24 protein-coding genes are annotated in these 26,926 nt (G+C 68.5%); 6 read left to right on the top strand and 18 right to left on the bottom strand.

Annotated elements, in window-relative coordinates; all coding sequences use genetic code 11:
* Positions 1 to 12 precede the first annotated feature (12 nt).
* Both FB453_RS22270 and FB453_RS22265 read right to left on the bottom strand, forming a co-directional pair.
* Complete coding sequence (locus FB453_RS22270) at positions 13 to 2,031, bottom strand: hypothetical protein (RefSeq protein WP_145793057.1); 2,019 nt, start codon at positions 2,029 to 2,031, stop codon at positions 13 to 15.
* Positions 2,032 to 2,228: 197 nt separating this feature from the next.
* Positions 2,229 to 2,849: a hypothetical protein gene (locus FB453_RS22265; RefSeq protein WP_145793055.1), complete on the bottom strand. Its 621-nt coding sequence runs from the start codon at positions 2,847 to 2,849 to the stop codon at positions 2,229 to 2,231.
* A gap of 578 nt (positions 2,850 to 3,427) precedes the next feature.
* On the opposite strand from FB453_RS22265, the gene FB453_RS35000 reads away from it, so the two are divergent.
* Both FB453_RS35000 and FB453_RS22255 read left to right on the top strand, forming a co-directional pair.
* Entirely contained in the window at positions 3,428 to 3,502 is a 75-nt protein-coding gene (locus tag FB453_RS35000; protein ID WP_396787624.1) for a hypothetical protein, read from the top strand.
* A 156-nt stretch (positions 3,503 to 3,658) separates the two neighbouring features.
* The gene (locus FB453_RS22255; protein WP_486480382.1) at positions 3,659 to 5,728 is read left to right on the top strand and encodes an MMPL family transporter; all 2,070 of its coding nucleotides are present in this window, start codon (positions 3,659 to 3,661) and stop codon (positions 5,726 to 5,728) included.
* 163 nt (positions 5,729 to 5,891) lie between these two features.
* Here FB453_RS22255 and FB453_RS22250 read toward each other — a convergent pair whose 3' ends face one another.
* The 4 genes from FB453_RS22250 to FB453_RS22235 form a co-directional block, all read right to left on the bottom strand.
* Positions 5,892 to 7,343, bottom strand: coding sequence for a sensor histidine kinase (locus FB453_RS22250; protein ID WP_145793051.1), 1,452 nt, complete (start codon positions 7,341 to 7,343; stop codon positions 5,892 to 5,894).
* Positions 7,340 to 8,014 carry a response regulator transcription factor gene (locus FB453_RS22245; RefSeq protein ID WP_186718453.1) on the bottom strand — a complete coding sequence of 225 codons (675 nt, stop codon included), beginning with the start codon at positions 8,012 to 8,014 and terminating at the stop codon, positions 7,340 to 7,342. Before FB453_RS22245 ends, FB453_RS22250 begins: the two co-directional genes overlap by 4 nt.
* A 260-nt stretch (positions 8,015 to 8,274) precedes the next feature.
* Positions 8,275 to 8,940, bottom strand: coding sequence for a response regulator (locus tag FB453_RS22240; RefSeq protein WP_208646514.1), 666 nt, complete (start codon positions 8,938 to 8,940; stop codon positions 8,275 to 8,277).
* Positions 8,937 to 9,545: a histidine kinase gene (locus FB453_RS22235; protein WP_222431384.1), complete on the bottom strand. Its 609-nt coding sequence runs from the start codon at positions 9,543 to 9,545 to the stop codon at positions 8,937 to 8,939. Before FB453_RS22235 ends, FB453_RS22240 begins: the two co-directional genes overlap by 4 nt.
* A gap of 154 nt (positions 9,546 to 9,699) precedes the next feature.
* Here FB453_RS22235 and FB453_RS22230 point away from each other — a divergent pair, with 154 nt between their 5' ends.
* Genes FB453_RS22230 through FB453_RS22220 form a run of 3 tightly spaced genes read left to right on the top strand, consistent with a single transcriptional unit; the run spans position 9,700 to position 11,992 of the window.
* Positions 9,700 to 10,608 (top strand): ABC transporter ATP-binding protein, encoded by a 909-nt coding sequence (locus FB453_RS22230; RefSeq protein WP_486480375.1) that lies wholly within the window; start codon positions 9,700 to 9,702, stop codon positions 10,606 to 10,608.
* Complete coding sequence (locus FB453_RS22225) at positions 10,602 to 11,354, top strand: hypothetical protein (RefSeq protein ID WP_222431383.1); 753 nt, start codon at positions 10,602 to 10,604, stop codon at positions 11,352 to 11,354. The genes FB453_RS22230 and FB453_RS22225 overlap by 7 nt, the downstream gene beginning before the upstream one ends.
* Entirely contained in the window at positions 11,351 to 11,992 is a 642-nt protein-coding gene (locus tag FB453_RS22220; RefSeq protein WP_145793044.1) for a hypothetical protein, read from the top strand. Before FB453_RS22225 ends, FB453_RS22220 begins: the two co-directional genes overlap by 4 nt.
* 80 nt (positions 11,993 to 12,072) lie before the next feature.
* Here the strand turns inward: FB453_RS22220 and FB453_RS22215 are convergent, their stop codons facing one another.
* Positions 12,073 to 12,651 carry an AEC family transporter gene (locus FB453_RS22215; RefSeq protein ID WP_486480374.1) on the bottom strand — a complete coding sequence of 193 codons (579 nt, stop codon included), beginning with the start codon at positions 12,649 to 12,651 and terminating at the stop codon, positions 12,073 to 12,075.
* A 190-nt stretch (positions 12,652 to 12,841) separates the two neighbouring features.
* Between FB453_RS22215 and argJ the strand changes: the two genes are divergently transcribed.
* Positions 12,842 to 14,035, top strand: a complete 1,194-nt coding sequence (gene argJ / locus FB453_RS22205) for a bifunctional glutamate N-acetyltransferase/amino-acid acetyltransferase ArgJ (RefSeq protein ID WP_112730992.1) — start codon at positions 12,842 to 12,844, stop codon at positions 14,033 to 14,035.
* A 427-nt stretch (positions 14,036 to 14,462) separates the two neighbouring features.
* On the opposite strand, the gene FB453_RS22195 is transcribed toward argJ, so the two are convergent.
* From FB453_RS22195 to FB453_RS22145, 11 genes are all read right to left on the bottom strand, one after another.
* Positions 14,463 to 15,905 carry a class I adenylate-forming enzyme family protein gene (locus tag FB453_RS22195; RefSeq protein WP_145793042.1) on the bottom strand — a complete coding sequence of 481 codons (1,443 nt, stop codon included), beginning with the start codon at positions 15,903 to 15,905 and terminating at the stop codon, positions 14,463 to 14,465.
* Positions 15,906 to 15,914: 9 nt separating this feature from the next.
* A complete protein-coding gene (locus FB453_RS22190; RefSeq protein ID WP_186718444.1) occupies positions 15,915 to 16,724 on the bottom strand; it encodes a TauD/TfdA family dioxygenase in 810 nt (269 codons plus the stop codon).
* Positions 16,725 to 16,738: 14 nt separating this feature from the next.
* The gene (locus FB453_RS22185; protein ID WP_145793038.1) at positions 16,739 to 18,157 is read right to left on the bottom strand and encodes an asparagine synthase C-terminal domain-containing protein; all 1,419 of its coding nucleotides are present in this window, start codon (positions 18,155 to 18,157) and stop codon (positions 16,739 to 16,741) included.
* On the bottom strand, positions 18,154 to 18,978 hold the full coding sequence (locus FB453_RS22180) for an enoyl-CoA hydratase/isomerase family protein (protein WP_222431382.1): 825 nt from the start codon (positions 18,976 to 18,978) through the stop codon (positions 18,154 to 18,156). The genes FB453_RS22185 and FB453_RS22180 overlap by 4 nt, the downstream gene beginning before the upstream one ends.
* A gap of 299 nt (positions 18,979 to 19,277) precedes the next feature.
* A complete protein-coding gene (gene dapF / locus FB453_RS22175) occupies positions 19,278 to 20,180 on the bottom strand; it encodes a diaminopimelate epimerase (RefSeq protein WP_486480373.1) in 903 nt (300 codons plus the stop codon).
* Positions 20,177 to 20,968 carry an iron-containing redox enzyme family protein gene (locus tag FB453_RS22170; protein ID WP_225855006.1) on the bottom strand — a complete coding sequence of 264 codons (792 nt, stop codon included), beginning with the start codon at positions 20,966 to 20,968 and terminating at the stop codon, positions 20,177 to 20,179. The genes dapF and FB453_RS22170 overlap by 4 nt, the downstream gene beginning before the upstream one ends.
* A gap of 279 nt (positions 20,969 to 21,247) precedes the next feature.
* A complete protein-coding gene (locus FB453_RS22165) occupies positions 21,248 to 23,344 on the bottom strand; it encodes a molybdopterin-dependent oxidoreductase (RefSeq protein ID WP_145793036.1) in 2,097 nt (698 codons plus the stop codon).
* The gene (locus FB453_RS22160; RefSeq protein ID WP_145793034.1) at positions 23,341 to 24,042 is read right to left on the bottom strand and encodes a 2OG-Fe dioxygenase family protein; all 702 of its coding nucleotides are present in this window, start codon (positions 24,040 to 24,042) and stop codon (positions 23,341 to 23,343) included. Before FB453_RS22160 ends, FB453_RS22165 begins: the two co-directional genes overlap by 4 nt.
* Before the next feature lie 290 nt (positions 24,043 to 24,332).
* A complete protein-coding gene (locus FB453_RS22155) occupies positions 24,333 to 25,370 on the bottom strand; it encodes an amidinotransferase domain-containing protein (protein ID WP_145793031.1) in 1,038 nt (345 codons plus the stop codon).
* A 139-nt stretch (positions 25,371 to 25,509) separates the two neighbouring features.
* A complete protein-coding gene (locus tag FB453_RS22150; RefSeq protein ID WP_167457589.1) occupies positions 25,510 to 26,220 on the bottom strand; it encodes an MOSC domain-containing protein in 711 nt (236 codons plus the stop codon).
* A 44-nt stretch (positions 26,221 to 26,264) separates the two neighbouring features.
* On the bottom strand, positions 26,265 to 26,885 hold the full coding sequence (locus FB453_RS22145) for a LysE family translocator (RefSeq protein WP_112583136.1): 621 nt from the start codon (positions 26,883 to 26,885) through the stop codon (positions 26,265 to 26,267).
* Positions 26,886 to 26,926 lie beyond the last annotated feature (41 nt).

The following is a 26,926-nucleotide window of genomic DNA, read 5'->3' as shown; positions in this document are numbered from 1 at the left end:
CTGGATAGGGAATCAGAACTGGATGCTGATGAGGCGGCGCCGGCCGCCGGTCATGGTCACCTTGGCGACCACAGAGCTGCGGACCGTGGAGCTGAAGCCGAGGCCGGACAGCTGATCCGGAGACGGCTCGCACTTGGTGCGGTCGCCGAGAACCTCGAACACCTTGCGGTGCGGTTGCAGGTCGCCGCGGAGGAACTCGTTGTAGATCCCCCGCGTCGGCTGGTCGTTCACGCACCCCTTCAGGATGAAGAAGTAGTGCCGGTTGCCGACCTCGTTGTCGTCGAAGTAGTTCGGCGAGTACATGATGGTGGACACCGGTACGAACTGTTCGGTGGTGATGCCCCACAACTCTTTGCCCGCACTGCCCGCACTGCCCGGATGCACGTCCTTACCCGGCCGGAAAGCGGTGATCACCCCGCCGGCAACAGTCATCCGGCCCACCTCGACGGTCTCCTTGTGGCCGACCGCGCGCTCGTGGCTGTAATGCTCGATCTTCCCGTTGCTCTCTGTCTCGATCACGAAGCCGACCTGGGTGCTGTCCCGCTTGCGGTACTGGTTCACCTCGATCCGGTACTCACCGTCGGCGACACGGTCGGTCCAGGTGACGTTCTCCACCGGCTCGCGGGAGAGCGTCCCACTGGCGTTCATGTCGACGTCCAGCTTGTTGCGCTTCTCCTGGTACCAGATGTGGTCGCCGTTGGGTTCGTACACGTGCAGGTCTAGGTCGTCGTGGTTGAACCAGGACAGGCTCACCCGCAGCTTGCCGGTGACGTTGCCGCCGGCCCGCTTGACCTTCTCCCTGATCGAGTCGGTGACGTTGCCGCCGTACGACCAGCCGAAATCGTTGTCCCACTTGAACAACCGCGGAGCAGCCGGGCGCCGGCCGGTGGTGAGGCTGACGAGGTGCGGCTCGTAGGTGTTGGCGACCCACAGGTCGATGGTGGCGGCGCCGGGCAGGACGTCCTTCATGAAGGAGACCACGGGGACCTCCTCCGGCTTGGCGTCGCGAAGGAGCGCACCTGACGACCGGATGGTGGCCGCCTGCATGAGCAGCCCTTCGATGCCGTCCTTCATCCGTGCCTGGGTGTCGTTGTCGACCCACAGCACGTTGGTGACCGACACGTCGGACAGCTGGGCGAACCGTCGCTGCAACGACTCCTCGATGCCCAGCTCGGCAATGGTCCTCATGGCGGCCTTGACCATGCCCGGGGTGATCAACGCCGTGGGGCGCTGGTAATTCTGCGGCGCCACCTTCGCCTCGAACGACCGGACCGCCTGCTCCAGGTCGACGCCCGCGGCGAGATCCTGGACGAGGGTGCCGATCACCGTGTTGCGGAACCGGGCCGCCGGGTTCATGGCGTTGGCGAAGACGAAGGCACGCCTGTCGGTCGCCTGGGTCCACCGGTTCTGCAGCGAGCGGAACTCGATCACCGCCCGGCGATGCTCCGCGCCCCGGTAGAGGGCGTTGTCGTCGACGAGGTCGACGACGGTGTCCAGAGCGTGCCGGGTCAGCTCGGCCAGGCCACGCTGGAAGACCTGCACCGCGGCTTCAAAGTTGCCCTGTGCCGCACCGACGTCATCGATGCGATGCCGCTCTTCCACCCGGCCGTGCAGGTGGTGCCACACCTCGACCTGGCCGTCGCGCAGCGTTCGGGTGGTCTTCGTCCCGTACTGCGCCTGGGCGGACCGGAAGATGGTGGACAACGGGAGCGAAAGAACGAACTCGTCCAGAGCGGCGGCGACGACGGAGAAGACCGGGTCGGATGCCGACACCCCGGACCAGACGGTACGAACCCGCCCGTCGTGGATCTCGACGACGTTGCCGAAGTGCTTGATGAAACCGCGGCAGGTCGAGCAGTCGTACTCGGATCGCTCACGGAACCGCAGATTGGTGCCGGCGGGGAAGGAGTCGAGAAAGGTGAGCCAGAGTGAGTCCCGGTCGAGACCGTCGCCGACGGCGTACAACTCACCCCTGGACATCGTGGACAGGCGCGAAGTCACATCCGTCACGAACTGCTGGAAATTGCCCACCGTTCCATCCCCCTTGATCGCCGGAGATGCTACGCAGCGAACGCCAATCGGAGAAACGCGTTTGCGGCTGTCCGCACGGTCACAGGCGGGCGCCGGCGGCCGGCGGTCACTCGACCGGAGCGCGTACGGCGGTGGGGTGCCGGGCACCGACGGTCAACACGACTGCGTGCGACATCGCGGTGGGCGCGGGAAGTCGGCTAACTTGCATCACCGTCCGAGACGTCATGCCTCAGTGCCGCCGCCTGCAGCGCTGCCATCACGGTGTGCCCTGGGTAGTCGATCAGCGTGGGGTAGTGCCGTCGGTGGTAACAGTCCCAGTAGCTGGCGATCCGCCGGCTGGTGAGCGCCACGAAAGCCGGGTTCTCGGCGGCAAATCGCCCGTAGACGGCGTCCGTGGGGCTGTGCGGAACAACCAGCTCCGGCGCGAGAACTCGCCGAATGACCAGCAGAATCTCGTCCACGTATTCGCCCATCAACTGCACCGCGAACGGCGCCACCCACGGTTGGATCAAGCCGACCACCCGCTCCAGCCGCCGTTGCCTTACCCGGCCATCGTGGTGTCGGGTGTACAGGCAATCCAGCACCGAACGCTGCGTGGCGGACAGCGCCGCCTCCGCGGCAACGGACGGCTCGTCAAAGTAGATCCGGTATGGAATCAGGACCGGCTCACCATCGACCAGCACACGGAACGGCGGCGTCGGCGCGTGCGGCGCCGGCGGTAGGACTGCCAACGCCTCCCGCACGTCATCACCGAGACGACGTGGGAAGGCAGCATCCAAGGCTGCGGTCTCACCCAACTCCGAGATCCCGAACTGCACGGCCGATCGTAGCCCCGGCGGCGGCGCAGCCATTACGAGACGTCCCTTAGACGAGAACCTGTCGCGAGCGCGATCACCCTGGACCGGCGAGACCATGGCCGCGCTCGACGTGATCCCGACGCCCGGACACACCGCACCGGACCAGTGACCTCCCGGAGCTCTCGGCCGCCCCTTGGGGGCGCCAGCTTCAAGACCACGAAGTCGATCACGACCTTCAGGACTTCGCTCGACGTCCGCACCCCTGCGGCGGTCAGGCGGAGGCCCGGCTTCATGAGAATCCGGGCCGCCCGCCGGGCGTACGCCCGTTGACCAAGCCGCTTACTCCGGCAGGCGGATTACCGGTGAAGTCAGGCGAAGAGGTTGCCGGTGATGTCGGCGTAGAAGTCGGCAGGATCGCGGGAGAGGGAGGCCTTGACGTTGGCGGTGGGCTTGTCAGCGATGACTTCGATCTTGCCTGCTTCCAGTCCGTCGAGGGCCTGGGCGACCACCTCGTGGGGCGCGAGCTTGGGGATGTCGACGCCGGCCGGGTGGACGTCGACGCGTAGCTGATCCGGCCCGACGGATGCGTCTCCTGGGCCTTGCCCACCGCGCAGGATCTGGACACCACCGCGCTGGTGCGTGCGCTCGGCACCTGGTTCGGCCACCCGGCCTGATCGGCGCATTAACGGTCGTCTCAGATTCGCTCGGTACGAAGTCGGCGTCAGATGAGCGAACTAACCGTGTGGAGGAAGCTAGTGATGGCAGTCAAGGCAGCGCCGCCCGGGGAAGCGCCGGCCGGTCGCTTGGCAGGCCGGTGGGTGCCATGGTTGGTGATCGGGTTGTGGGTGGCGTTGGCGGCGGTCATGGTGCCGCTGAGCGGGAAGTTGAGCTCGGTAACCACCGACAGAGCCGTGGACACCCTGCCGGCCAGCGCTGAGTCCACCAAGGTGGCGGTGCTGGAGGACAGCCTCCCCGGCGGTGAGGACAACACGTTCGTCTTCGTGTATCACCGCGCCGGCGGCATGACCGACGCCGACCGCGCGTCGGTCGAGCGCCACCACAACACCCTTGCCAAGCGGTACCCGCCGAAGGCGACGGCGGCGGGCGGCGAGGACGAGGAGGACTCACCGACGAGACCCTCCACCGACGGCAAGGCGATGATGTTCACCCTCGACGTGAGCACGACCTACGGCGCACCGGAGACCATCGTCGGCCCATTGCGTGAGGCTGCGAAGGACCGCCCCGCGGGCCTGGAACTCGACGTGACCGGACCCGCCGCGGTCGACGGCGACATGGACGCCGTCTTCGACGGCATCGACCTGCAGGTCTTCCTCACCACCGTCGTCGTCGTCACGCTCCTGCTGATCCTCACCTACCGCAGCCCGGTGTTGTGGTTCATCCCGCTCATGGCTGTGGGCGCGGCCGCGCTGACCGCGATGGCGACCGTCTACCTGCTCGTCAAGGGTTTCGGCATCGTGATCAACGACCAGAACTCGGCGCTGCTGACGATCCTGGTATTCGGCGTCGGAACGGACTACGCGCTGTTGCTCATCGCGCGGTACCGGGAGACACTGCACCACCACGAGAACGTCCGGGTCGCGATGGTCCACGCGCTACGCGGCGCGGCGCCGGCCATCGTCGCGTCCGCGGCCACCGTGATCGCTGGCCTGCTCTGCCTGCTCGTCGCCGACCTGAACAGCACCAGCGGGTTGGGCCCGATCGGCGCGGCCGGCATCCTGTGCGCGCTGGTGGCCATGCTGACCCTGTTCCCGGCGGTGCTCGTGGTGCTCGGCAGGCGGATCTTCTGGCCGGCCATCCCGCGGTTCAACACGCCCGGCCAGGAGAAGCCCGGGCTGTGGGGACGGCTCGGCACCGCCATCAGCCGCCGCCGGTGGGTGGCGACGCTCGGCTCGCTTGGAGTCCTCGGCGTGCTCGCCATCGGGCTGGCGGGCAACACCGGCGCCCTGCGGGAGCAGGACCAGTTCCTGTCCGCGCCGGAGTCGGTCACCGGCTTCACCGTCCTCCGCCAGCACTTCCCGGAGCTCGGCGGCCAGCCGATGACGATCTTCACGCGGCCGGCGTACCAGGAGCGGGTGCTCGACATCGTCCAGGGCACTCGCGGTGTGGCCCTGGCCGTCCCGGGGCAGACCAGCGGAGGCTGGGCCGACATCTCCGTGTTCCCGACCGACGCGCCGGACACCGCCGCGGAGTACGACACGATCAAACGGGTGCGTACCGCCGTGCACGCGGTGAACGGGGCGGAGGCGATCGTCGGCGGGCCGAGCGCGGAGAACCTCGACACCGAGGTCACCACCACCCGCGACGAGAAGCTGGTGATCCCGCTGGTGCTCACCGTCGTCCTGATCGTCCTCGGGCTACTGCTCCGAGCGATCGTGGCCCCGCTGGTCCTGATGGCGACCGTGATCGTCTCATTCGCCGCAGCCTTCGGCGGCAGCGTGTTCGTCTTCGACACGATCCTCGGGTTCAAGGGCGTCGACTATTCGGTGCCGCTGCTGGCATTCCTGTTCCTGGTGGCGCTCGGCATCGACTACAACATTTTCCTGACCAGCCGGGCCCGGGAGGAGACCGTGCGTCTCGGCACCGGAGAAGGCATGCTCAAAGCCCTCTCCGCCACCGGTGGCGTCATCACCTCGGCAGGCCTGGTCCTGGCGGCCACGTTCGCGGTCCTCGCCTCACTTCCGCTGGTGATGCTGATCGAGGTCGGGTTCCTGGTCGCCTTCGGCGTGCTGCTCGACGCCTTGCTGGTGCGGTCGGTCCTGGTGCCCGCCCTCACCCTGCTGATCGGCCGGCGGATGTGGTGGCCGAGCCGGTTGTCCCGACCGGTGGAGCTGCCGGATGATCAACGGCCGCTCGTGGAGGGGCCCGCGCCGCAACGGTGAGCGCGGCGGCACAGTCGAGATCCGGGACGGGCTCTTGCCCGTCCCGGATCTTTGTCATGGCCCGGCGGCCGTCACCGTGTCCGCCGCCCTTGTCCTGCGCCGCCCGCTGCGGCGGGTCCTGGCACCGCGCGCCGTGGCGGTCCCGGCGCCGTGCCGCAGCGGGTCAGCGCGCCACCGTGTCCTTCCCCGCGGTGAGCTGCGCGATCCGAGCGGGCGGGGCGGCGGCCGGAAGGATGATCCGCAGCAGCGCGCCACAGCGTGCGGACCGGGCGACGGTGACCCGGCCGGCGTGGGCGTCGACGACCCGCTGCACGATCGACAGCCCCAGACCTGATCCCGGCAGCGACCGGGCGCTGTCGGCACGGTAGAACCGGTCGAACACCCGCGGTACGTCGGCGGCGTCGATGCCCGGCCCGGCGTCGTCGACCTCGAGGACCGCCGACGAGCCCTCGGCACGAAGCCGGACCTGGACCGGCTGGTCAGCGGGGGACCACTTGCCGGCGTTGTCGATGAGGTTGAGCACCGCCCGCTGGAGCGCAGCGGGACGCCCGCTCACCCACACGGAGGTCACGTCGAGCGCGACCTCGATGTCGGGCACGCGGGAACGCGCCCGGGTCGCGGCGGCCACCACCACGTCGGCGAAATCGAGCAGCTCGGTGCTCTCGTCGCTGACGTCGCCGCGCGCCAGGTCGGTCAGCTCGGCGGCAAGGGTGCTCAACTCGGCCACCTGGGCGCCGAGATCGTTGAGCAGCCGGGTCCGGCTCTCCGCCGGCAGTGCGCTCTCCAGGGTGCCGCGCCGATCGAGCCGGATCAGCAGCTCAACGTTGAGGCGCAGGCTGGTGAGCGGGGTCTTGAGTTCGTGGGCGGCGTCATCGGCGAGCAGCCGCTGGGCCCGCCGGGAGTCCCGGAGCGCGGCGAGCATGTCGTTGATTGACTGGATCAGCCGCCGGATCTCCCCGCCGCCCTCGTCCGGGATGTCGGCGTCGAGGTCCCGGGTCTGCGCGACACGAACCGCGGCGGCAGTCAGCCGGTCGATCGGTGCCAGCCCGCTCCGCGCCACGGCCCGCCCGACAAGGGCGCCTCCGGCCACGCAGAGCAGTCCGATCAGCAGCATGCCCAACCCGAATCGGTTGATCGGGCTGTCGTCGTTGTTGCGGGCCACCTGGACCGCGCCGTCGCCCGCCCGCAGCGTGTAGATGAGGTAACCGTCGTCGTCGCTGTCGTTCGACTCCATCAGGTCGGCCGACGCGCCCTGCGCCACGCGCCCGGCGTGCCCGCTGACGGGGGGCAGCGCGGGTTGGCCGGCCGGCGTCCGGGTCGAACCGTCGGGCAGGATGACCCGCACCAGCCGACCGGATCCGGGATACGGCGGTAGCTGGACCTGCGCCAGACCGGTGTGCTCCACGGTCGTCGCCAGAATGCGGGAGTCCGCGCGTAGCTGATTCTCGGCGCTGTCCTGCAGCTCCGAGTCCAGCAACTCGCTGGCCACCTGGAAGGCCACGAACACGCTGACCGCGATGGCCGTCGCCGCGATCACCGTCAGCCTGGTCCGCAGGGACCGCCGGCGCCACCATCGGATCAGCCGACGCGATTCCCGGCCGGCGCGCCTGCTCACGGAGGAGTCTCCCGCAGCGTGTACCCAAAGCCGCGCAGCGTGTAAATCAATCGCGGCTCACCCTCGGCCTCCATCTTGCGGCGCAGATAGCTCACGTACACCTGAAGGTTGTTGGCGGTGGTGCTCATGTCGAAGCCCCAGATCGCCTCGAACAGCGCGTCGCGGGTCAACACCCGGGTCGCGTTGCGCACGAGAACCTGTAGCAGGGAGAACTCGGTCCGGGTCAGATACAGCGGCCGCCCACCCCGCCACGCCTCGAACCTGTCGGGATCGAGCCGGACGTCGGCGAACGACAGGATCTGCGAATCGTCGTCGCCCGGCGCGCGGCGGCGCAGCAGAGCCCGGACCCGGGCCAGCAACTCCTCGGTGGCGAACGGCTTGGGCAGGTAGTCGTCGGCGCCCGCGTCCAGCCCCGCGACCCGGTCGGAGACCTGATCCCGGGCTGTCAGCATCAGCACTGGCAGATCCCGACCCGCCGCCCGCAACCGCCGGCAGGTCTCCAACCCGCCGAGGCGGGGCATCATCACGTCGAGGATCAGCAGATCCGGCGCCGCGCCACCGATCCCGTCGAGCACGGCGAGACCGTTGGCGGCGGTGCTAGTGCCATAACCCTCGACCTGAAGCACCCGCTCCAGCGACTCACGGATGGCCGCCTCGTCATCGGCGATCATGATCTGCACGCCGGCCCGCTCCCTCCAGTTGATGCTTTTGCGCTCATCCTCCCCGATCAACCTGAGGGCAGGATTAATACTGCAACGGCAGTAGGCGAATCGAGTTCGGCTCGTGTTCGTTGGTCTGCCTGTGACGGACGTTGATGTTGATCGGTGGCATGGGGAGTTCGACCGGCTGCATGCCCGGATCGGGCCTCGGTTTCGCAGCAGATTTGCTTTGTGTCGGAGCCAGACGATCGATGCAAACCGTCGCGTTCCAGTCAGGGGCGTGGCCGCACCAGCCCTGCGTCGAACGCCGCGATCACCAGCTGTGCCCGATCACGAACGGTCAGCTTCGCCATCAGGTGCGTGATGTGCGTTTTCACCGTCTTCACCGATATAGCCAGGGCAGTTGCGATCTCGTCGTTCGACAAGCCGCCGCCGATCAGTGTCAGCACTTCCACCTCGCGGCCAGTCAGCCGCCGCAGTTTCGGCGACGGCCTATCCGGCCGTGGTGCTGCGACGTAATGCGCCACGAGCCGGGTGAGGATCGACGGCGCGAACAGCGATTCACCGCGGTGAGTGCGGCGGATCGCCTCGATCAGTTCCTCGGGATGGGCGTCCTTGAGCAGGAAACCGGACGCGCCCGCGTGCAGTGCCTCGTAGACGTACTCGTCGAGCTCGAACATGCTCAGGACTAGGACGCGGGCGGTGGACAGTGCCGGGTCCGTGCAGATGCGGCGGGTGGCCTTGAGGCCGTCGAGGTGCGGCATCCGTACGTCCATCAGGATGACGTCGGGGCGGGTGCTGCGGGCGCACGGCACGGCATGTGCACCGTCGCCGGCCTCGCCGACGACAGTCAGGCCCGGCTCGTTGTTGATGATCATGGCAAGGCTGTGTCGGAGCAGCGGCTGGTCGTCCACCAGCAGTACGCGGATGTCGCTCACACCGCCTCGTCCGGGATCCTCGCGGTGACGCGGAAGCCCGCGTCAACCCGCTCCGTCGACAGCGTTCCGCCGAGACTGCCCACCCGCTCCCGTAACCCGGCCAGCCCGTGTCCGGCGCCCGGCGATGCCCGCCATTCGTCGACTGGGCCGGTGTCCGCCGCCGTGACCACTACGGATGTTCCGTCCCGATACACCCGCACCCCTACGTCCGTCGGTCCCGCGTACCGCGCCGCGTTGCTGAGCGCCTCCCGCACGGTCTTGCAGACGGCGACTTGCACACCCTGCGATACCGGGCCGAGGGGCTCGATCGTCAGCCGTGGCCGAAGCCCGGCGAGCGACGCCGCGTGCACGATGCCGGGCAGGTCGTTGAGGTTGTCCACGGGCGCACGGCGGCTGGCGGCCGACGGCTCGCGCAGGACCGTGAGCATGCGGCGTAGCTCAGCGGTGGCGTGCCGGCTCGCCTCCTCGATGTCGGTGAGCGCCGCCTCGACCTCCGCATGCTTGGGTAGATGTCGGGTGGCCGTCGCGCGGACCGTGATCAAACCCAAGCCATGCGAGACGATGTCGTGCAGGTCGCGGGCAATCCGCAACCGCTCGGCGAGCACCGCCTCGGAGGCCGCCCAGGCGGTCAGCCGTGATTCGTAGGCGGTTCGGTCGGCGCGTGACCGCCGCACAGCCCATAGCGCAGCCGCGACAGCGCCACCGACTATCAGCGGTGGCAGTACGAGCGCGAACGGGCCCTGCGCGCCGACCGTGCACATGGACATCACCAGAACGCTCATCACCGCGGCAGCCGCCGGCACGGCCGTGGACCGCCGGGAGGGGCGCGGATGGGCGTTCACCACCCCGACTGTAGTTCTCAGACCAGGGTCTGACGGTCTGCGGGCCGACCCGGCCGTCGGGATCCGAGAACGGTCCGATGCGCGAGGGCCGGAACCTGCGTTGACTGGGCTTATGATCACGATCGATCGCATCAGCAAGACCAAGAGCAGGACCCAGATCCTGCACGAGGTCACCTTTGAGGCCCGACCCGGCCGGGTCACCGGCTTTCTCGGGCCGAACGGCGCCGGGAAGACGTCGACGTTACGTATCCTGCTCGGCCTGGACCGCCCCCAGAGCGGGACCGCGCTGATCTGTGGGCGCCGCTACCAGAAACTGGACCGTCCGCTCCTGACTGTCGGCGCGCTGCTCGACGGCAGCGGTGCGCACCGGGCCCGCACGGCCCGCGCGCACCTGCGCTGGGTAGCCGCCAGCAACGGTCTGCCCGACTCCCGTGCTGACGAGGTCCTTGAGGTCGTGGGCCTGACCGGCGACGCGCGGAAACGCGCCGGCCGCTTCTCCCTCGGCATGAGCCGCCGGCTCGGGCTCGCCACCGCGCTGCTCGGCGATCCTGCGGTGCTGGTTCTCGACGAACCGGTCAACGGCCTCGACCCGGCCGGGATCCGCTGGATGCGTGAATTTCTCCGCGACAGCGCCGCGCAGGGCCGCACGGTCCTACTCTCCAGCCACCTGATGGGCGAGTTGGCCGAGATCGCCGACGACGTCATCGTGATCGACAAGGGCCGGATCGTGATCCAGGGCGGACTCGCCGACGTCATCGGCGATCATCGCACGCTCGAGGACGCCTTCTTCGAGCTGACCGCTACCGAGGCCGGCGGCCCGTGGTGAGCCCGGTCCGCGCCGAACTCCGTAAGCTGCTCGGCCTGCCCACCGCCTGGGTCGGCTTGGTTCTCGGTACGTTGACAGCACCCGTGGTCCTCCTGCTGAACGCGCCCTACACCCGCCGCGCGATCGCCGCCGGCACCCTCACTGACACGTCCGACCTGGGCTTACGCGACCTAGGTATCGGCCTGATTGGTCCGATAGTCCTCGGCGTGATCGTGGTGAGCAGCGAATACACGTCCACCGGCCAGGACGCCCCCGGCGCCCGCCAGCTCACCGCGACGCTCGCCGCAGTCCCCGACCGGCTGCGTCTGCTTGTGGCGAAAGCCACCGCGCTCGTGCTGGTCGTCGCGGCCCAGGCGGCGGTCACCACAGCCGCCACACTCACCCTCACCCAGGTGCTGTACGGCGAACACGCGCCGGCACCCGCCCCGGCCCGAGTCGTCGCCGCGATCCTCTATTGGACGTTGACCGCACTACTGGCGTATGCGATCGCGCTGATTACCCGCAACGGCATCGTGCCGTTGACGCTGCTGATCATCAACAGCTCCGTCGTGTCAGTGTCGTACCTGCTGACGAAGGTCACCGACCTTGCCTCCTATCTGCCGGACATCGTCGGAGCGCAGATGTTCATCGGCAGCGCGGGCTTCCCGGTCGAGATCGCCCCGGTGACCGCCGGCCTGGTGATGACGGCCTGGGTCATCGCGTTACTCGCGGTCGGTGCGGTCCTGTTTGAGCGGCGGGACGTATGAACACCGCCCGCGCTGAACTGCGCAAACTGCTGACCCTGCCGTCGCTGCGCCTGACCGCACTACTGACCTGGACCGCCAACCTGCTGCTGACGTACGTGTACGCATCTGCCGAGTTCCACGGTGAGTCGCTCGGCGAGGTCGCCGCCTTGGCCCCACTCGGCTACACCCAGGCCGGCTTCCTGGTGCTCGGCGTGCTCGCGGCCGCGTCCGAGTACCAGGAGGGCGGCCAAATCAGCACCACGCTGCTCGCGATGCCCCGGCGCCTGCCACTACAGGCGGTGAAGGCCGTCGCGCTGACTGTGGTGGCGCTTCCGGTGGCCGCCGTGACAGCGGCCACCAGCACCCTTGCGGGCGGTGCGGGCACCTGGATGCCGGCCGCGACGGCCTACCTGACGCTCACCACGCTGCTGGGGGCCGCAGTCGCCAGCGTCGTTCGCCGTGCAGTGCCCGCCGTGGTTCTGCTGCTCGGTCTGTATTTCATCGCAGGCCCGCTGCTGCGGGCCCGGAGCTCCACCAACGCCGCCTACCTGCCGGACACGGCCGCCCTCGACCCGACCCGCGGTGCCGCCGCCACGGTCACATGGACACTCTCCGTACTAACGCTTACCGCTGTCACTTTCCGCCGTCGCGACGCTTAATCCTGCAACGGCGGTAGGCGAATCGAGTCCGGTTCGTGTTCGTTGGTCACCATGATTGCTGGACGAGTCAGATGACAGACCTACCCGAGCAGCGCCGCCGCCGCGGCCAGGGTGGCCAGCGACAGCGTCGTGGTCACCAGCACCGCGCGGTTGGCCATCGCCTCGCCGACGCCGTACTCCTGGCCGAAGATGAAGGTGTTTTGCGCTGTCGGCAGGCCTGCGCACACCACCACGGCGAGCAACTGCGGCGCGGATAGGTGCAAGGCCAGCCCGGCCGCGTACGCGATGACCGGCTGTGCGACGAGCTTCAGCGCGGTGATCACGGCCAGCTCGGCCGGCGCGGCCGGCTCGGCCCGCGACGGCGCCGAGCGGTGCATCGACGCGCCGAGCGCGACCAGGGCGGCCGGAACCGCGGCGCCGGAAAGCAGGGTGAGCGACGCGCCGGCCGTCGACGGCAGATGCAGGCCGGCAGCCGAGCACGCGACACCGAGCAGCGACGCCAGGATCACAGGGTTGCGTACCGGCAGGGAGGCGATACGGCGGACCCGTACCCGCCCGGCCGGGTCGCTGTGCCCCGTGCCGCAGCCGAGTTCGAGGGCGCGGCCGGGCGGCAGCGCGCCGTGCCCCTCTACCAGGTCGACCAGCTCGGGCGACGTCACCCCGGTGTCCCACGGTGGCTTGCCGGTGCGGTAGTAGCCCTCCAGTGCGCTGTGGACGGACTCCTCCTCCGGGTCTCGCTGTGTCGAGGCCAGGTCCGGTTGCGGCTTCTGGGTGGCGGTGGCTTCTGATCCGTAGAGGGCCGGACGCGGCTATGGGACAATGCCGTCAACGGATGAAACTGGTGAGCGGATGTCGTCGACAGCTGAATCGCAATATCTCCTTGAGCCGCGGGCTTCTCTTGTGCCACAGGGTTTCCTTGGCGTGACGAGGAACCTGGGCCTCAAAGACGTCGGTGACGATTTTACCGCCATCGTGTCGGAGGTTCCCGCGACCTCGGCGGCGGTGTTCACGCGCTCCCGGTTCGCCGGGCCCAGCGTCGAGCTCAGTCGGCAGTCCGCGGCGGCCGGGAGCCTCCGGGGCATGGTCGTGCTCTCCCGCAATGCCAACGTCGCGACCGGGAAGGTCGGCGCCGAGAACGCCGCCGAGATTCAGCGCAGGGTCGCCGGGGTCGCCGGGATCCCCGCCGGCGAGCTCCTGATCGGCTCGACCGGAGTGATCGGGCGGCCCTATCCGATGGCACAGATCCGGCGAGGGCTCGACGAGCTGTCGTGGCCGTTCCCCGCCGCCGACTTCGACGCCAGTGCGCGCGCGATCATGACGACGGACACCCGCCACAAGGTGGTCCGGCTGCGCTGTGGTGACGCCGTGATCGTCGGCATCGCCAAGGGCGTCGGCATGATCGAGCCGAACATGGCGACGCTGCTGACGTTCTTCTTCACCGATGCGCGGGTCGGCAGGGAAGACCTCGACGCGATCTTCCGCCGGGTGGTCGACAGCACATTCAACGCGCTCAGCATCGACACCGACACCTCGACCAGTGACACCGCCGCGGTGTTCGCGAACGGCGTTGCCGGCCCGGCCGACCTCGGAGAGTTCGAGCAGACGCTGCACCGGGCGGCCCTGCACCTGGTCAGGGACATTGCCTCCGACGGCGAGGGCGCGAGCAAGCTCATCGAGGTCCGGGTGAGTGGTGCGCGCGACGACGCGCAGGCGAAGCTGGTCGGCAAGAGCGTCGTGAACTCGCCGCTGGTCAAGACCGCCGTGCACGGCGCCGATCCGAACTGGGGCCGGGTCGCGATGGCGATCGGCAAGCTGGAGGACGAGACCGACATCGACCCCGACCGGGTAGCGATCCGCTTCGGCGATCTGCTGATGTTCCCCGAAAGCTCCGCCGACGACCTCTTGGACCGGGCCGCGGAATACATGCGCGGCAAGGAAGTCACGATCGACATCGACCTCGGGATCGCCGCCGGCTCGTTCACCGTCTACGGCTGCGACCTCACCGACGGCTACATCCGCATCAACGCCGACTACACGACCTGATCAGGCCACGGATCCTGGGCGCACCGTGCGCGACCGGGGATCAGCCGTGGAGGGGAAAGACCTCGAAGGCGGCCGCGAAGCGGCTCCCGAGACGGTGTCCGGCCTGGCAAGCGAGGCTGACCCAGCGGTTGCCCGCGTCGCGGCCGCCGTCGAGAATGGCGCGCCCGGTGGCGATGTGGTCGGCCTGGTTGAGTTCCCCACCGTCCCAGGTCTCGTGGAAGTTGCCAGCGGTGACGCACCCTCGACACGGCCTCGGCGGCGCATCCCGAGCGGTTCACCCGTCGACCCCGACCACCCCGCCTGCCAGACCGGGCATGGATCAACAAGCCCGACACCACCGACCAGCCCACCACCAGCGCTAACGCCCAGCTAAAACAAAATCAAGAAATTGTCTCGCTGGACTTGACAGGTTTCGGCCCGTCATCGGTCAGTACTGGCGCACCTTCGACGTCCGCCCCTTGCGCAGGGCGGGCTTGTCCACCTTCCCGACGGCGGTATGGGGGATGGCGGCGGCGAGCACGATCTCCGCACGCACCCCCAGGTCCTCGAGCACGGCACGGATCGCCGCGCGCACGCGTTCGTCCTCGACCCCGGCCGCGGGGGTCGCCACCACGAGCGCCCCACCCTCGGTCTCCCCGGGCAGCGGCGCCAGTACGGCGGCTTCGGTGATCGGGCATGCGGCCGTCAGCGCGGCCTCGACGCCAGGGCAGAACACCGGACCGGCCGAGCCGCCGAGCAGGTCGGCGACACGGCCGAGGATCCGGTACTCGCCGTCGAACTCGGCGACATCCCCCGTGTGGTACCAGCCGTCGCGGAACGTGGCGGAGGTCGCCGCCGCGTCATCGAAGTAGCCGACGCTCGTGTGCGTCGAGCGGGCCAGCACCTCACCGATCGACGGCCAAGCCGCGTCCAGGGGAGCGAGCCTGATCTCCACCCCGGTGACCGGGGTCATACCGCGAGTGGTCTGCACGGCATCGTCCATGTTCCCCAGCACGATGCCGAACTCGGTCGAGCCGTAGATGCGTCGAATGTGGATACCGAGCACCTCCGCCGCGTCGGCGACGGCCTGGCCGCTCAGGTACGCACCGCCGGAGAGCGGCATCCGCATCGCGGAAAGGTCGACGGACCGGCCGCGTGCCGCCTGCGTCAGCAACTCGTAGTGCCTCGGCAGTGCGCTGGACACGGTGGCGCCGGTCTCCTGCAGCCACAGCAGCAGCTGGTCAGGCGAGGCGGACGGATCGGCCAGCACCAGGAGGGCGCCTGAGAGCAGCGCCGGGAACAGGTGGACGTCGCAGCCGTGTGCGACGTCCAGGGTGTGGCGGTTGAACAGCACGTCGGCGGCGGTCGTCGCGGTGTAGGCGATCCACTGTCGCCGGTCGTGGAGCAGGTCGTCCTGGCGCCAGGTCACGAGCCGGGGCTTCCCGGTGGAGCCGGACGTCTCCAGCAGCCGGAACGCGCCCTCGTGAGCACCGAACGACCGCGCGCCGATAAGCTCGGAGCCGGTCGCCAGCTCTGCGGTCGTCACCTGCTCGACGACGACGTCCGGCAGCGGCTCCGCGCCGACGACGAGCGCCGGTTTCGTTCGCTCGACCAGCCAGGCGATGTGCTCCGGCGTCGCCGACCGGCTGATCGGCACGTGGATCGCGCCGCTGCCCGCCAGGGCGAACACCAATGCCACGTAGTCGATTCCGTTGTCCAGCCAGGTCGCCACCACCTGGCCCTCGCCGATGCCGCGGGCCCGCAGCCAGCCGAGGGCACGGTCGACCCGCAGCGACAGCTCGCCGTAGGTCACGCGTTCGCCGTCGGGGACCAGCACCGCGAGGGCGTCGGCTCTGCGGGCCACCACGGAACGGAACTCGGTCAGTAGCATCGTTTCTCCTCAGACGGTCGTCGGCAGAGTGACCTGGCCGCGATAGAGCAGCCGCACCCCGTCGGACCCGATCGCGGTGCGGCCGTGCAGCGTCCGCTGGTTGTCGATCACCAGCAGGTCACCGGTCTGCCACCGATGCTGATAGAGGTAGCGCGGCGAGTGCAGGTGCGCTGACAGCTCCGCGAAGAATGCGGCGGAGTCGTGGGCGTCCATGCCGGCGACGCGCACCTGCCAGCCCTGCGGCACATCCGGCGGGAATCCGAGTGCCAGGTTCAGTGAGCGCACGCGGCCGTAGTCGCGGGTGGTCGGGATCTCGTACCAGTCGGCGGGCACCTGCGGGAAGTAGCCGCGTTCCTCGACGAGGTATTCGAGCCGGCCGTCGGCGAGAACCTTGCCGAGGTGCGCCGGGATCTCGCGCCACGCGGCGAGCTGGTCGCACACCGTGGTCTCGCCGGAACCGGGCTCGTCGGCGAAGTCCTTGGCGTACAGGACGATCAGGTCGACCTGCTCGCCCACCAGCAGTCCGTCGGTGTGCAGCGGGAGAGGGCCGCGGCCGGTGACAACCTTTCCCTCGTCCCTGGAGGCGTTGAGCAGCAGCAGATCGGCCTGGCCCTCGCCGAACTTGTGATCCACGGTCTGGCCGAGGAGGTGGACGAGTCGTTGGAAGGCCTCCTCGGTGAAGTCCAGGCCGCGGGTCAACGCGGCCCCGCTGGTCAGCGCCGCCTCCTGGGACCGCCGGGCCAGCTCTTCGACGGCCTCCCCGGGCGGCGACGTCAACACCGTGCCAAGACCCGAGCCGGTCAGTGTGTTCTCGGTCATCACCATCTCCTCGTTCATCGGATCGCGGCGAGCGCGCGTGCGTAGACCTCGTCGACGTTCCAGTCGTCGAGGTGTCCTTGACCGGCCAGCGCCAGAAGGTCGGCGAAGCATGCTTGGTAGACGCGGGAGGGGTCGCTCTGCCCGGAGTCCGCAGCGAGCCGCCGCCGCACCCCGTCCTGCAGGTTCCCACCGTGGTGTACGGCGATCTTGCGGCGCCACGCGATGGCGGGGGTGACGTGGGCGGCCATCGCGGTCCGCAGATGGAACTTCTCCCGGCCGTCGCGGACCTTGCACGCGGGAGTGGTCTCCAGCGCGGTGCGCATCACCGGGAGCGTCCAGAACGGGTGGAACGTCTCGACGCCGTACGCCAGCGCCATCCGGTTGGCCAGCTCACCACTGGTTCGGGTTCGCGCGACCGCCTCGATGCCCTGGCCGATCAGCTCGTCCGGGTGCTCGAACGGGGTGAAGAGCCCGGCATTGATGAGGTCGCTGCCGTACCCGGTGAGCAGCACGCGACCCGGTTCGACGACGCCGGACTGGTAGAACGCCGTGGCCGTGAGCGCGACCTCGATCACCTCCGGCGTGGTCACGCCGAGCCAGCGGACGGCGGCCGGGACGGCACGGATGATGCTGTCCTCGTCGAGCAGCAGCGGATGCAGCTTGAGACCGGCGACCTCGCACAGCTCCGCGGCGTCGGAGAACTCGTCTCCCCAGGGGGTTCCGACACTGTACGGACGCACGTCGAGGTTCCGCGCCGCGGCCAGGTAGGTCACGGTGCCCGAGTCGATCCCGCCGGAGAGCAGCGACGCGTACGTGGCCTCGGGGCGGGCGGCGGAGATGTCGGCGATCACCGCGTCCAGCTCGGCCAGCTGCGCCTGCCCGGCGGCCAGCGGATCGTCCCGAAACGGCGTGCGGAACTGCTCGAGGAAGTCCTCGGCTCGCGGGGCGGTGCTGGTCAGCCAGCCCGAAGCGGTCCGGGCACGGCGCTGCCGGACCGAGTGGTCCAACCGTCGGATCCCGTCGACCAGCGTGGCTTCCGGATCGGTGCCCGCAGGAGCCGAGCGCACGCGGGCGGCGGAGCCCCACGCGGGCAGAATAGCCGCGGCGAGCAGCAGGTCGGTGAAGAAGGCGAAGCCGCCGGTCGCGGGGTCCTCGGCGACAAAGATGGCGTCCTCGTTGAACACTGAGGTGAACGCGGTCACGGCGTCCTCGGCCACCTGCAGCACGGTCCGCTGCGCCGGTTTCGTGGGCAGCTCCCCGAGCGCGGGCGCCGCCGTCAGCGTACGGACGTCGATGTCGAACGGCGCGGCCGAGGGCAGCCCCGCCGCGAGGCCACGGTGGTAGACGAACAGATCACCGACCTCGACGCACGCACCCATCGGCTCAAGTCCGGTCACGCGCCGGTTGGCGACGACCACCCAGCCGCCGCTCATGCCTTGCCCACGATCCGGCGCATTTCCCGCTGCGGCCGCCCCGAGGCGAATCCTGCCCGATGTGATCTCTTCGCGTTGTCCCGTAGAACGTGCAACCCTTGGATGTAGTCGCGGTTCATCTGCGGCTTCGTGTTGCGCACGGCCGCCGGGTTGTAGTCGGCGAAGGCCGCCGCGCGGGCCAGCGCGGTCGGCAGCACCTCGGCCGCGGGCACCACCCGGTGCAGGAGGCCGTCCCGCAGGGAGGGCTCGGCGGGCCACTCGTCACACGACAGGAGCATGTTCTGCATGACCGAACGCCCGGCCGAGCGTTCCAGCATGAACGCGCCGAAATTGCATGCGATACCGACCTTGAACTCAGGCATGCGCAGGATCGACGAGTCCGCACCGACGCGGTAGTCGCACGTCAGCAGGAGTTGCAGACCGATACCGATGGCGTAACCCTCGACGGCGGCCACTGTGGGTTTGGTGACTTCGAGGCTGGCGACGTAGAGCTCGGTGATGTTGTCGATCCACTCGTCCACCTCGTCACCGCCCGAGAAGTGGCTGACCTCGTGGAAATCGCCACCCACGGCGAAGGAGTTGCCCTCGCCGCCGTGCAGCACCACGGCGGCGACCGCGTCGTCGGCCTCGAGCTCGCGGAGGATCCCGGTGAGTGCGCGCATCCGGCCGTTGCTCATCGCGTTGGATTGGTGCGAGCCCTCGAACGAAACCTGCGCGACGCCGTCCTTCGTCACCACGGTGAAGGTGTCACGGGGCTGTATGTCGACAGCGTTGTTCATCAAGCTGGTCCTCCATGATTTTTCGGGGTGAAGATGGCGCAATCGCGCATCTCCCCGTGTGAAGCACGATGATTACTCGTCCATAAACATGGTGATCACCCTTCCGCCAACGTTGCCGGAATAGGCCGCACAAACGGGGTTTCACCCCAATACCGTTCGAGTTCTTCGCTGTGGCGCGTACGTTCGGCGCACATCCTTAGCATAGCCATTCATCGATAGAGTCGGTGGCCCGTTCCAGCGCGTCCTGGGTCGTGCAGCACCTCTCCCGCTTCCCGTCGGGCAAATCCGATCGGCGACTTCTGCGCGCCCGCCACACCGCCACCGTGGCGGCTCCTGCTTCGTCAGGAGGAGCTTGACGTCCGCACCGGGCGGGTCGGTCGACCCGCTCGAGCGGCGAGTCCGGCGGAGACCCGTCCGGTGGCGACCTGCTCGACCGGTCCGGTCAGCCGGACCGCGCCGCCGGCGTCGACGGACACGGTGACGGCACCACCGCGCATCCGGACGTCGACCTCGTCGCCCACCAAACCGAGACGCCGCACCGCGGCTGCCGCCGCGCAGGCCCCGCTCCCCGACGCGAGCACTGGCCCGGCACCGCGTTCCCACACCACGACCTCGAGCGAACTCCGATCGCGCACGACCGCGAACTCCACGTTGACCCGGGTGCGGAACGCAGAATGCCGGACGATCAGCGGCCCCAGCTCCCGCGCGGCCGACTCGTCGTCGGCCGGTAGGACGACGACCGCGTGCGGGTTTCCGTTGTGGACGCAGGTCACCCGGAGGGTCCGCCCGGCGACGGGCAACGGGTGGTCGACGACCGGGCCGGAACCCCCGACCAGGCCGACGGCGTCCGCGTCGAAGTCCGGACGACCCAAGTCGATCGACACCAGCCCTGCGGACCGGTCCAGTACCCGGACGCTGGTACGGCCGAACCCCGTGTCCAGCACGAACTCCGTACCGTCGCCTCGGGACAGGTGCAGGGCGAGAATGCGCAGCCCGTTCGCGCTCAGCTCGCACGGGCTCCCGTCCGGGTTGAACAAGCGGACCGGCATGGGCTGGCCCGCGCCCGCGGGCGGTCCCCGGAAGACGATTCCGTCCGCGCCGATCCCGAAGTGCCGGTCGCACATCGCGACCGCTGTCGTCGGTGCGGCGGGCAGCCCGTCCTCCGGATCCACGACCAGGTAGTCGTTGCCCATCGCCTGGTACTTCGCGAAGCGCGGAAGGCCTTCCCCTCGCGGCGAGGTCACCTGCGGCTGCCGTCAGCCCACCGCGCGCCGGTCTCGGCGAACCGCTCGTCAAGGTAGCGAGCGGACGAGTTGAGCCGCCACATGGTCCCGCGTGCGATGCCGATGCGCATGGCCTCGGAGGTCGCCGCCGGCTTCACCACGTTGTGGAACCACCCGGCTGCGTGCTGGGAGTCGACCGTGATGTGCAGCCTGTGGTAGGTGATCCCGACCTCCGGCAGCCCCAGTCGCTCCCATGCGCGCACCACGCACACGAACCGGTCCGGCACCAGCCACTCGGTCATCCCGAGGTAGCCGACCGCCTCGGCGTACCGGCACCGGTAGCGCGACAACATCACCGCGAGGTTCCCGGACAGCAGCGCCGTGCCCGTGAGCTGGTCGGCGACCTCCTCCTCCCGCACGTCGAAGACCTCGAAGATCCGTCTGAAGAGCGTGGTGTGCACCTCGTCCGGCCGGCCGTTGCCCATTTCGTCCCAGTAGTTCGCCGCGATCTCCAGCTTCGCGGCACCGTCGGTACCGACCTGCATGAGGGCGAGCAGGTCGTCGAACCTCGCGTCGATGACCGACTCCTGGATCATGTACCGACGCAGGTCCTCGGAGTCTGCGTGGTTGCTGATGAAATCGGTGTAGTAGGGATGCTTGTACACCCGGTGCTGCTTGGCCAGCGCCTTCAACCAGGAGACGTAAGCGGCCGGTTCGGTCGGCATGCCGTCCAGCAGGCCGGCTTCGATGCGGGCATCCTCTGCGGCGCCGGTGGCGGACTCCACCAGGCGGGCGATCTCGTGAATCACGACCGATCCCTCAGCGCTTGGTGCACCGGGAGCGATCCGCAACCCGAGATCATAGATTCGGGCGAGGAGTTGTTGCTGCTGCAGAAATGCATCCGGGTCACCGGCGGTAGCGCGGTCGTTCAGCTCTCCCACCCGTTCGAGAACCTGTTCCCGCAGCTCACCGCGCACCGCGCGGTCAAGCTGATCCGCTGATATCGACAGCCAATCCGAGATGTCGTCGACGACAGAAGCTGTTCGTTGCACGGTCGTACCCCCATGGAAATAATGTGTCGTCTGATATCAGTCTTGCGGCGCGGAGGGCTGCCATTCCTCGACCTCGACGCGGTTGTCGTGGAACACCGCACCGCCGCCCATGTCGGCGTCCCGCTCGTTCACCGTCGCGTTGACGGTCGAGCCGCCTGTGAGCTTCATCCAATGGCCCTTTGTGGTCGCTACGACTCCGCTGCGGACGTGTGCGGAGGCGTGCACGGTGGAGACGAATGAACCGCGGTCGTTGAAGACCACGACCGGTGTGCCGTCGGTGAGCCCACGAGCCGCCATGTCGTCCGGGTGCAGCTCGACCCGGGGCGGACCAGCCCGGCGCCGCAGTTCCGGCTTGTTGGCGAAGACCGAGTTGAGGAAGAAGTGCGAGGCACCGGCGATCAGCGAGAGCGGGTACCGCGCGGCCAGTTCCGGGTCGGTCGACTCGCGTGGCGGGGTGTATCCCGCCACTGCCTCGAACCCGGCCTCCACGGCTCGCTCGGACCGGAATTCCAGTTTGCCGGACGGTGTCGGGAAGCCGTCGGCGAACGGCACGAAATCGGCCGGGTAACTCAGTCTCACCCACCCGTCTCGGCGCAGGGACTCGACATCGATGCCGTCCAGCGATGGATGGTCCGAGGCCAGCAGTTGGGCCGCCATCTCCTGGTCCGAATCGTAGAGTCTCGGCTCGGACAACCCCATGTGCCTGGCGATTCGGCGGAACGTCTCCGTCGTGGACAGGCAGTCGCCCGGAGGGCTCGTCGCCGGCTCGTTCCACGCGAGGTACATGTGGCCGTAGCCGTCGAGGACGTCCAGGTGCTCGGTCTGCATGGTCGCGGGCAGCACGATGTCGGCGTAGTCGGCGGTGTCGGTCTGGAAGTGGTCGACGACCACCGTGAACAGGTCTTCGCGGGCGAGCCCCTGGCGAACGCGCTGCTGATCGGGGTTGCTGACCACCGGGTTGGCCCCGTACACGAAAAGCGCCTTGACCGGCGGGGTCAGGTCGAGAAGGTTCTGGCCGAGCCGGGTCATGGAGAGCCGCCGCACCGGCGCCGCGCGCAGGTCGCTGCGGAGGAGTGCCTCCCGGTTCCCGCCGAAGTACCCGTCGGTCGAGTAGGTGAGGCCACCACCCAGCCTGCCCCAGTCACCGGTGACGCCGGGCAGGCAGGCGAGCACGCGGACGGCCGCGCCGCCGCCCGCATGGCGCTGCATCCCGCTGCCGGCGCGGATGCCGGTGGGTCTCGTGGTGGCGATCCGTTCCCCCAGCTGCTCGATCTGCGCGCGGGAAACGCCGGTCAACTCCGCGGTCCGTTCCGGAGGGAACTGCTCGATGCGGGCGTGGAACTCGGGCCACCCCAGTGTGTGGTCGGCCAGGTAGCCACGGTCCGCCCCGCCGGCGGCGACCACCACGTTGAGCAGGCCCAGCGCGAGGGCGGCGTCGGTACCGGGCCGCGGTGCCAGGTGCTCGTCGGCCTGCTGGGCGGTCCTTGTGGCCACTGGGTCGATCGCGACGACGTGCGCGCCCTGCTCACGTGCCTTGTTGATGAACCGCCACTGGTGATGGCTCGTGGTGAGGGTGTTGACGCCCCACAGCAAGATCAACCGCGAGTGGGCCAGCGACTCCGGATCGATGCCCCGGTGGGTGCCGGTGGCGAGGTCCGCGCCGACCAGCCCAGCCGCCGAACAGATCGTCATGTCGTGCTCGGAGGCGCCGAGCACGTTCCACAACCGTGCGCCGGCCTGGCCCTGGAGCCCTTGGAGGTACCCCAGGTTGCCCGTTCCCTGGTACGGCCAGATCGACTCGCCGCCGTACTCGTGACGAACCCGGTTGAACCGTTCGGCGATCTCGTCGAACGCCGAGTCCAGGCTGATCCTCGTGAACCTGCCGGTGCCCTTCGGGCCGGTGCGACGCAGTGCATGACGGAGACGATCGGGCGACGCCGCGTGGTCGAGGTACTGGTTGACCTTCACGCAGAGAGTGCCGTGGGTGAAGGGGTGCTCGGGGCGACCGCGCAACGTGACGGCGACACCGTCGCGGACGCCCACTATCCAACTGCAGGCGTCCGGGCAGTCCAACGGGCATCCACCCGCAACCTCACGGTCGACCACAGTGACACGTCTACCCGTCGCCTTCATGGCGCCAAGGGTTCGCTGTCGAGCACCGCCTGCTCGTACTCCTCACCGTACTTACCCCTTGACCAGCGCGAGAACGCGGCGATGATGATGTCGCGATGCCCCTCCTGGCCGGGGGTAGCCGGGTGCAGATCTGTGACGTCGTGTGCGACGGTGCGGTCATCGAGCAGCGCAGCCTGGCCAGGCTGGACGGTGCCACGCCAGAACGGCTCGGAGGAGTCGAGGGCCTTCCACAGCCGCATCTCACCGCCGGTCACATTGTGCCTGTTGAAGACCAGGATCCCGACGTACTCATGCCCGTCCCTGTGGACGCCCTCCGGGGTGACCAGCCCGGGTTTCGCCTCCGTGGCGCGGCTGCGGTTCTGATGAACGTTCACCTGCCAGCTCTCGGAACGGTCCAGCGGCAGGCTGGCGGCGACCGCGTGCACGTAGGGGAGGAAGTCGGCCTGCAATGGCTCGTACTCGCGCAGGATGCCGCCCGCGACCGTGTTGTGCTGGCGGGACTGGCTGTAGGAGCGGTGCGCGAGCAGCTCGAACGACCAGGCGTCGGAAATGTGGTCGAGCTTGTACTGCGAGAAGCGCTTGTAGCGCGTCTGGTTTCCCATGTAGACATCGAGCGGGAGATTGTCGTAACTGTCCAGCACCTCCCGCGAGATCGGAGGCAGATCGATGATGTCATAGCCGTCGGCGAGTGTTGACATGCAAGCCTTCCGTTCTGTTCAGCAGTGTTCGGGAGAAGTGCCGATTGACCGAATCGGGGTGGCGGCGAGATGATTCAGGGGTCGTCGTTGTCAACCTGATTCGTCGCCGACTCGTTCCTCGCCCTATGATGATCTAAGCATCCATATCGGGCTATGTGAATAGTATTCATTGGACCTCGTGGGCGTCAAGACCGTCCGTACGAAACTTTGCTTACCGAAGAATGTTGAACGGCAAATGGACGCCCGGAAGTCCGCGATACCGCTAGCATCGAGGACCGCCGCCGACCTGATCAGAAGTACCTGGTCAGCTCTCCCCGGCGCCGGATGTCGAGAGAACAGCAATGCAGTCCGCCCCCGAGGGAACGACCGTGCCGGAACCGCACGGGTACCGGCTCCACCCCGGCCTGTTCCAGCTGACGCATTAGGGAAACCTGGGTGGACGGGACGAGCACACGATCCGGGCCGAGCGCCAGGAGGTTCATCCCGACCCAGCGAGAAGCTCGTGGCCAGTCGAAAGCGAAACCGTCATCCTCGATATCGGTGACCCACAGTGTCTTCCAACTCCGCAGCGGGATCGGTATCATTTCGGGCTTCATTTGAGAGGCATTGGCCAACAGCAAGCCCGGCCGAAGGATGTGCAGTGTCGTGTCCACGTGATCGGCGCAGATGGACATCTCGTGCACCGTGAAATCCGGCCCCAAAGCTCGCTGTAGCCAAGTCGCACCTCGCCGGTTACCGGTGCTGCTGACGTTGAAGAAAATGTCATACCCGCATCTCAAGAGGTTTGCGGCATCGAACAAGGGTTCATCGTCGGCAACTACGGAGGCATTCGACTCGTAGATGTACGTGGAGTCAGGCAGCCTTGGCTTCGGCGCCGACAGCCATCGAGCTCCGGAATCGAAGTACTCGCGCAGCAGGTCGCGAAACGGGAAGACCTCGAAGTACCGGGACCGCATCGGCATCGGGGCCTCGATCAGCATGTCACCGATGACCGACAGGCAGTCTCGCGGCATGAGCGCATGCATCGCGACGGACGCCCAGTTCGGTGACGAATACTGCTGTCCCGGCACCGGGCGTTCGGGGCGTCGAACGGCGACACCGTGCGACTCGAGTACCGCGGTGAGATCGCGAAGGTCCTCTTCCGCTTCGTCGACGACTCGATCCAGCATTGCGCTGGGGATCTTCTCGCGCTCCGCCTCGTCCGGTCGTTCGAAGAAGTGGCGGAGGGAGGGGTCCACGGGTGGGGGGGTGAAGCCGACGGCTGTGCCCAGCACGACCTCCTCCAGCGGGTCCCAGTCGTTACTGCTCCACACAGCGTTCACGGTCATCGGCAATCCCCTCGATCAGGTGGCAGTAGCCGGGCACGTCCACGCCTTTGAGGTCGCGCGCAGTTGGATCAACGCCCACCGGCGTCAGAATTCCGGGGCTGTGTCAGTCGGGAGGCCGGGGTCTCGGGCGAAGACCGCTTCAGCTCACACGGACGCGGTCGCCGAACCGCACCGAGCCCGCACAGATGACTTTCGCGTACACCCCGAAGTTGGTGTTTCTCCCCTTGGCCAGCACCCGGAGGACCTCCTTGTCGCGGGGCACGCCCGGCTGTGGCAGCGTGACCGTCACGCACCGCTCGGTCTGCTCGGTGATCTCAAGTCTCGTGGTCTCCCCGATGGACACCTCGCGCCCGATCCAGTCGTCCTCGAATCCCGGCCCCCACTTCCCGGCGATGACGATATTGGGCCGGAAGCGGGCCACCGGGACCACGGTTCCTCCCGGCACCTCGGCCGCCAGCGCGGTGAGGGACGAACGTGAGATCAGGTGGACCGCGCCGATGTCGAAGTGAGGTGTGCCCGACTCCCGGGCGGCCCGCACCGGCTCACCGGCCAGCGCCGTGAGGGCCGCGTCCAGGTCGGGGTCGCCGGCAGCCAGCACGGCGCCGGTCGGCGTGTGAACCTCGACGCGACCGTGGCGTGTGCGCGCCGCGTAGGCGAGCAGGCCGTCGAGGCGACGGACGTGCTTCCAGGTCTTGCAGCTGCCCACCCGCCCATCCGGGAAGGTGGCGGCCCACTCGCGGTCGCCGGCCATTCCGCGGCCGTCCAGCCGTACGTCATCGACCGTCTCGCCCCGCATGGACTTGAACGGATACCGGTAGAGCGCTTCGACTGTCGCCTCGACAGCGGACACGAGAGACTCCTTCGCGCGAGGCCCGGACGGTTGGCCGGGCCGGGTCATCGGTCGAACAGCACCAGGCTGGCCAGGGCGATGAGGACGGCGCTCGACAGGTAGTTGAGCGCACGCCCCACCCGGGGACGTGTGGCGATCTTGGAGGCCAGGGTGCCTCCGGTCACCCCGACGGTGACGTCGATGGGAAGGGCGGTCAGCGGAACGATCAGGCAAAACCCGATCAGGACCAGCAGGCCCGGATCGTCGAGACTGACGATGATTTGCGGGACCAGGGCGAGGAAGAAGGTGACCGTCTTCGGATTCGTGCCCTCCACCACGAAGCCCTGAAGGTAGCTGCGCAAGCCGGACACCCTGGCCGGTCTCTCGGTTCTTACCGTGAACGGCTGATCACGGAGCCCCGAGATGCCCAGATAGAGCAGGTACGCCGCACCGGCGAACCGCAGCACCGTGAAGGCCAGCTCGGACGAGGCGATCAGAGCGGACGCGCCGATCGCCGTCAGGAGCGCCCACATTGCACTCCCGCTAGCCAGCCCGAAGGCCGCGAACACTCCGGCGATCCGCCCGTTGACGACGCTGCGCGACATCACGTAGAGGATCGACGGCCCGGGGCTCAGGTTCAGCAGGAACGCACTGAGAGCGAACGAGGCAAGGATGGTGAGCGTCAACTTGCTGGCCTTTTCTGCTCAGGAAAAACGTCGCCGGCGCG

Source organism: Micromonospora sp. CNZ322, from assembly GCF_007827755.1.
The sequence above is the reverse complement of the archived record's forward strand: the minus strand, read 5'-3'. Positions and strand labels throughout refer to the sequence as shown.

Excerpts from the sequence above, each read along its gene's own strand:
- FB453_RS22245 (WP_186718453.1), bottom strand. The coding sequence starts at position 8,014 with ATGATCGCCGATGACGAGGCGGCCATCCGTGAGTCGCTGGAGCGGGTG.
- FB453_RS22230 (WP_486480375.1), top strand. The coding sequence starts at position 9,700 with ATGGACATCACCAGAACGCTCATCACCGCGGCAGCCGCCGGCACGGCC.
- FB453_RS22220 (WP_145793044.1), top strand. The coding sequence starts at position 11,351 with ATGAACACCGCCCGCGCTGAACTGCGCAAACTGCTGACCCTGCCGTCG.
- argJ (WP_112730992.1), top strand. The coding sequence starts at position 12,842 with ATGTCGTCGACAGCTGAATCGCAATATCTCCTTGAGCCGCGGGCTTCT.
- FB453_RS22195 (WP_145793042.1), bottom strand. The coding sequence starts at position 15,905 with ATGCTACTGACCGAGTTCCGTTCCGTGGTGGCCCGCAGAGCCGACGCC.
- FB453_RS22190 (WP_186718444.1), bottom strand. The coding sequence starts at position 16,724 with ATGACCGAGAACACACTGACCGGCTCGGGTCTTGGCACGGTGTTGACG.
- FB453_RS22185 (WP_145793038.1), bottom strand. The coding sequence starts at position 18,157 with ATGAGCGGCGGCTGGGTGGTCGTCGCCAACCGGCGCGTGACCGGACTT.
- FB453_RS22165 (WP_145793036.1), bottom strand. The coding sequence starts at position 23,344 with ATGAAGGCGACGGGTAGACGTGTCACTGTGGTCGACCGTGAGGTTGCG.
- FB453_RS22160 (WP_145793034.1), bottom strand. The coding sequence starts at position 24,042 with ATGTCAACACTCGCCGACGGCTATGACATCATCGATCTGCCTCCGATC.
- FB453_RS22155 (WP_145793031.1), bottom strand. The coding sequence starts at position 25,370 with ATGACCGTGAACGCTGTGTGGAGCAGTAACGACTGGGACCCGCTGGAG.